This window comes from Roseinatronobacter alkalisoli, assembly GCF_028745735.1.
GTDB classification, from domain to species: domain Bacteria; phylum Pseudomonadota; class Alphaproteobacteria; order Rhodobacterales; family Rhodobacteraceae; genus Roseinatronobacter; species Roseinatronobacter alkalisoli.
This window is the reverse complement of record NZ_JAQZSM010000077.1, coordinates 1-4,601: the sequence shown is the minus strand read 5'-3', so window position 1 is coordinate 4,601 and position 4,601 is coordinate 1. Positions and strand designations below refer to the sequence as shown.

The 4,601-nt window shown below is 57.1% G+C and carries 8 protein-coding genes; 4 read left to right on the top strand and 4 right to left on the bottom strand.

The annotated features are described in order from the left end of the window. Nucleotides 1-535, top strand: a 535-nt coding sequence (locus PUT78_RS23030) for a penicillin-binding transpeptidase domain-containing protein (RefSeq protein WP_274354562.1), incomplete at its 5' end; no start/stop codon positions are given. Between the two features lie 124 nt (nt 536-659). Here PUT78_RS23030 and PUT78_RS23025 read toward each other — a convergent pair. Next, on the bottom strand, nt 660-1,058 hold the full coding sequence (locus PUT78_RS23025) for a hypothetical protein (protein ID WP_274354561.1): 399 nt from the start codon (nt 1,056-1,058) through the stop codon (nt 660-662). Between the two features lie 174 nt (nt 1,059-1,232). Here PUT78_RS23025 and PUT78_RS23020 point away from each other — a divergent pair, with 174 nt between their 5' ends. Further along, entirely contained in the window at nt 1,233-1,745 is a 513-nt protein-coding gene (locus PUT78_RS23020) for a hypothetical protein (RefSeq protein WP_274354560.1), read from the top strand. Nucleotides 1,746-1,863: 118 nt separating this feature from the next. Here the strand turns inward: PUT78_RS23020 and PUT78_RS23015 are convergent, their stop codons facing one another. Then, nucleotides 1,864-2,280: an MAPEG family protein gene (locus PUT78_RS23015; RefSeq protein WP_274354559.1), complete on the bottom strand. Its 417-nt coding sequence runs from the start codon at nt 2,278-2,280 to the stop codon at nt 1,864-1,866. A gap of 94 nt (nt 2,281-2,374) precedes the next feature. Here PUT78_RS23015 and PUT78_RS23010 point away from each other — a divergent pair, with 94 nt between their 5' ends. Together PUT78_RS23010 and PUT78_RS23005 are read left to right on the top strand one after the other, a co-directional pair. Further along, a complete protein-coding gene (locus PUT78_RS23010; protein ID WP_274354558.1) occupies nt 2,375-3,211 on the top strand; it encodes a LysR family transcriptional regulator in 837 nt (278 codons plus the stop codon). Between the two features lie 215 nt (nt 3,212-3,426). Next, nucleotides 3,427-3,774 carry an SH3 domain-containing protein gene (locus PUT78_RS23005; protein ID WP_274354557.1) on the top strand — a complete coding sequence of 116 codons (348 nt, stop codon included), beginning with the start codon at nt 3,427-3,429 and terminating at the stop codon, nt 3,772-3,774. Nucleotides 3,775-3,796: 22 nt separating this feature from the next. On the opposite strand, the gene PUT78_RS23000 is transcribed toward PUT78_RS23005, so the two are convergent. Together PUT78_RS23000 and PUT78_RS23955 are read right to left on the bottom strand one after the other, a co-directional pair. Further along, nucleotides 3,797-4,333 carry an AAA family ATPase gene (locus PUT78_RS23000; RefSeq protein WP_274354556.1) on the bottom strand — a complete coding sequence of 179 codons (537 nt, stop codon included), beginning with the start codon at nt 4,331-4,333 and terminating at the stop codon, nt 3,797-3,799. Nucleotides 4,334-4,480: 147 nt separating this feature from the next. Beyond that, a partial coding sequence (locus PUT78_RS23955) for a WYL domain-containing protein (protein WP_420793559.1) occupies nt 4,481-4,601 on the bottom strand: 121 nt, incomplete at its 5' end.

Sequence of the window (4,601 nt, the reverse complement as noted above, 5' to 3'; positions counted from 1 at the left end):
CTGGACGCGCGACACTGATCCGGCGTCGTGGATGCGATACTCAGTGCTGTGGTATTCGCAGCGGATCACACAGGCGATGGGGGCAGAGGCCCTGACCCGTTATGCGCAAAATTTCGGATATGGGACGGCCGATTTCTCGGGTGATGCAGGGTTCGACAACGGCCTTGAACGCGCGTGGATCGTGTCCTCACTGCTGATTTCTCCGCGAGAGCAGGTCACGTTTCTGCGCGCATTGGTGCGTGACGCTCTGCCCGTGCGACCCGAGGCGCTGCGCCATGCACGTGAAATTGTCGAACGTCACGATGTCGAGGACTGGATAATTCACGGCAAGACCGGCACAGCCTATCCGCGCCACCCCGACCGAAGCTTTGGCTATGCGCGCGGATGGGGGTGGTATGTCGGCTGGGCGCAGCAGGGCGACAGAGTGCTGGTGTTTGCCCGGCTGACCCAGGCAAGGCAACGCACGGACGGCTCGCCCGGCAATCTGACACGCGATGCGTTCCTGAGGGAATGGGCAGATCTGGTTGCTCGCTGACGCCCAAGCTTCGCCAGTTCTTAGATTTGACCCAATCGTTTCACCATGTGGGAACGACCGCAAAGGGCTCGTTCGCATTGGTGCTCAACCGAAGCATGTGCGGCAGCTATGCGGGACGAAGCGGTCATTCCTGTTGGGTCGGAACGGCCTCTTCCACGTCTTCGCTAAAGCGTCCCCGCTCCCACATTAACTTCAGCGCAGCTTCGGCGGCAGGCTGAATACGGTCAGGCCACCCCGACAAGTTCAAATCTGCTTCTCGGATACAGGCTGAGGTGCTGTCGCAAGCGTCATCCATGAGACTTCGAACCGTGCCTATAGCCGCCCATTCTGCATTGCTTATCGCGGTGTTAGAGCGGTTTTTGCCTCTCTCTCCATATGGCAATAAATCATAGAACAGTTCAAAAAATTCGGACGCACCAACGCTGTGAACCCCCGCAGTTCCTGCAGCAACAACCTCCAACACCTCCATAATTCGGTTGCGGAGCCGTTGGTCGATTAAGCGAGGGGAAACTATCAAAGCCATGCCCATTGTATGCACTCAGGTGCGACCGTCTGCAAAGGCCTCAATTGCGCCGATCGGACCACCCACGGCGTAAAGGTCCACAAGACCAAGTCAGTCGCGTCAGCTTTGCGGGACAAAGCTGCCGTAGCATGCTCTATTAGGATGCAGTTACGAGAGTAAAATTGAGGCCTTCAGATGCCACCTAAGATCCTGCCCGGTCTACCCGCCTACGGCACACCGGCAACGACTTTCTCGGCCGATGGCACTGGGTCTCACGCTGAAGGCTTGGTGATCGACTTTCACGGCGAGTGGATCGGAAATTTTGCAAAGGGGAAGACGGACTACGATGCTCTGTTGTTCTCTCAAGCTGCGCCAGACTGTGCTCACGTCGTCAGCGGCGGAAACCACTTCATTGTTGATGTGACAGGAAAATCAGCCGTCCTGACCGCTAGAGACTGGATCGGCGCATCGATCTTTAGCCGAAGTGCAGGCTTGGTGATTGTTTTCGATCTGGCACACGCGATTGCCTATAGTGGTTGTCGGAAGCTCTGGGAATCTGAACGGATTGGCTGGGACGGCATTCGCTCGGTTTCCGAAGTAGGTGCTGAGGTTCGTGGCATGGCATACGACCCGTTCGCGGATACATGGGGAAGCTTCACGCTTGATCCTGCCACGGGAAAACTTGCCCAAGGCAAGTATCCGTCTTAGCCCGCTTTGGGCTCAGAGCGGCCGAAGGCTTACTGGCAATCATCCCAATTGGCGCGCACCCAGTCCATTCTGACAGCATGGTCGCAAGGGGGTCTTTGCGACACTGCGTTTCCATCTGCTACGACGAGGCCACGCTGACAGCGAAAATGGACAACGCCGCGTTGACGGTCAGAAGGGCGATAGTGGCCATGCTGAGGACCCAGAAAATCGATCGCATCGCGTTCATGCCGCTCCAGTAACTCAGCGTGAAGCCAATCCGTGCCAAGACGTATAGTAAAGCCGCACCACTGACCACCGCACTGTCGGCGTTCGTCACAAGCAGGATTGTCGCTGCAGGCATAACCATTCCTGCAGATTCCAGATTGTTCTGTAGCGTGCGCGCGGCGCGGCCTGCAAAGCCGTCTCGGCTTAGGGGCGCGGCACGGTCGGTGAAGACGAAGGCGAGCCCCTTCGAGCCGACTGTGTTGAGATGCTGCACGGCAGCCGAGACAAAGACGAGAGCCCCGGCGGTGAGAAGGACTATTGAAACAAGCATCGGCATTTTCCCTACTGGCTACTCATCCAGCATCATGGTTCACTGTTGCAGAAGCAACGCGAAAGAATGCGCGTTGCGTGTGCAGGAATGTTCAATGCAATCAGCAGATCTGACCATCATTGCAGCGCTTGAAAGTGCCGGAACCTTCACGGGTGCCGCGCGTCTCCTTGGGGTGGCGCACACCACGGTGTCACGGAAGCTCAAGGCGCTCGAGGTGCATTTCGGCACCCGCCTTGCTGACCGTCGCGACGACGGCATCGTCCTGACGCCCGAAGGTGAGCGATTGCTCGAAAGCGCGCGGCGCATCGAAGCGGAACTGGCGGGGCTGGAACGTGAGATTACGGGCCGTGACCACCGTCTGACCGGTCACATCAAGCTTACGACGGTCGATGTGCTGGCCTGGATATACCTGCCGCTCATCGCCCGGTTCCGAACCCGTCACCCACATATCGAACTGGGCCTCGACGTCGGCTCTGATTTGCGCAGCCTTTCAAGGCGCGAGGCGGAGGTGGCGCTGCGGGCCACCAATGCGCCTGATGACCACCTCTATGGTCGAGAGATCGGCCAACTGGTTTTTTATCCCTATGCGCGTGCCGACATAGCAGCCGATCCCGACGCCATCGCGTGGCTCGAGTATGGCAATCGCGATTGCAGCCAGCCGGCTGGACGATGGTTGCGGCGAACTCATCCTACGGCAAGGCCACAGGCCAGCGTCCCGACACCACTCATGATGTATCGGGCGGTCGACGCTGGCGTGGGTGCCGGTCTGGTACCATCCGCTTTGGGTGACCGTTCAGCCTGTCTGGTCCGCCTCTCCGAAGAGCCTGCCTTCTCAATTGGCGTCTGGCTGCTCGCACCCATGGAGTTGCGCCAGACAGCGCGCATAAGGGCGCTGTTCGAGGCATTTCAGGAAAAAGGGCCGAGCGTTTGATAAGCGAGTGCCTCGGCGTCAATGCCATTGATATTTGTACAATTTCTTCCGTATTCCAAAGAATTTGCGGGAACTCACAATGCTCACAATGAGAGAACTTCGGCCAACCATAATGCAGGTGAGGTCTTTGTCCTGACTGATTGTCAGCAATGCGGGACGTTGCGGGCATTACCCGCCCGTGTCAGTCTCGGGTCGCTGGACCCGAGAGAGGCAGGATGATTTTCAAGGTCAAAGAGGACTGGCACGCCACTTACGTGAATCCAATACGGTTCGAGGCCGGAGAAGCACTTTATCTCACTGGCCGTCAGGACAATTGGGATGGTCACATGTGGCTCTGGGCTAAAGCGGCAAACGGCTTAGAGGGTTGGATACCAGATACGATTGTCAGCAAAACAAACGCTGGCTTCGTAGCAATCGAAGATTACACCGCTGCCGAACTTACCTGCCGGACCGGCCAGGTCGTCAGGGGCGAAAAAGAAACTCATGGCTGGGTATTCTGCCGGTTACAGGATGGTTCTGCCGGTTGGATTCCACGGAAAAATCTTACATCGGAGGTAGGATGAGCGGACGAAGCAGCCCCTTAATTCAGAGCGTGCCACACTCCTTCAACACCATTTCCGCCCGTTTTTGCACCGACACCTTGGGTAACTCAATTCTCATGTAGCCGAGCTTGTCCAAAGCCTTTTCAATGTGGATGTGTTCCTGCACAGCGGCATCGAAATTGTGCCGCCGTTCGGCGTCATTGGCAAACAACTCCCTCCATGGGGGGACCACAAAAACGCGCTTCCAGTATGCTTGGGTTTCACCAAGTGTCTCCTCTATCGTTGGTCCGCCGGAATGAGCCAAGGCGACCGCCGCGTCGATCAAGCCACGGTCGAAGAATGTAATGCCATCGATGTGTTGCGCGGACTGCAAGTCGGACTCGGCCATTTTGACTGCTCGCAATGCAAACGCGTTCATATCCACCCATGGAAGAGCCTTGCCTTGTCGGGCCAATTCTTCCGAAACAATGCGGCGGCCTGGCTCTTGGACTATCGGAAACCCGCGATCTTCCAAAGCCTTCAGCAAAGTTGATTTCCCGCCGCCAGAACACCCTGTCAGCAATACAAACCTACTGCTCAAAACAGTTTCCCTTTCGTGACTGTATGACCCTGAATGCATCTGATGCTGCGACGCCGAAAGTTGCAACAAGGGCTTGTTCCGGACCTTCTCCGCACCGCAGGATGTGCCAAAACTCAACCGTTTCTGTCACCGGCGGAAAGGACCGTTTTAGGCGAAGTTTGGCAATTCAGCGTCTTGCACGAAGCGCACTTCCAAAAGTTCCACTTCGCTCATCCGGTCGAGCCGAAAATTGCGCAACGCGCGCCTCGCTTCGCACCAACCGCTGACA

Bases quoted from the DNA above. Each gene is read 5' to 3' on its own strand.
- PUT78_RS23025 (WP_274354561.1), bottom strand. From the start codon at position 1,058: ATGGCTTTGATAGTTTCCCCTCGCTTAATCGACCAACGGCTCCGCAAC.
- PUT78_RS23020 (WP_274354560.1), top strand. From the start codon at position 1,233: ATGCCACCTAAGATCCTGCCCGGTCTACCCGCCTACGGCACACCGGCA.
- PUT78_RS23015 (WP_274354559.1), bottom strand. From the start codon at position 2,280: ATGCTTGTTTCAATAGTCCTTCTCACCGCCGGGGCTCTCGTCTTTGTC.
- PUT78_RS23010 (WP_274354558.1), top strand. From the start codon at position 2,375: ATGCAATCAGCAGATCTGACCATCATTGCAGCGCTTGAAAGTGCCGGA.
- PUT78_RS23005 (WP_274354557.1), top strand. From the start codon at position 3,427: ATGATTTTCAAGGTCAAAGAGGACTGGCACGCCACTTACGTGAATCCA.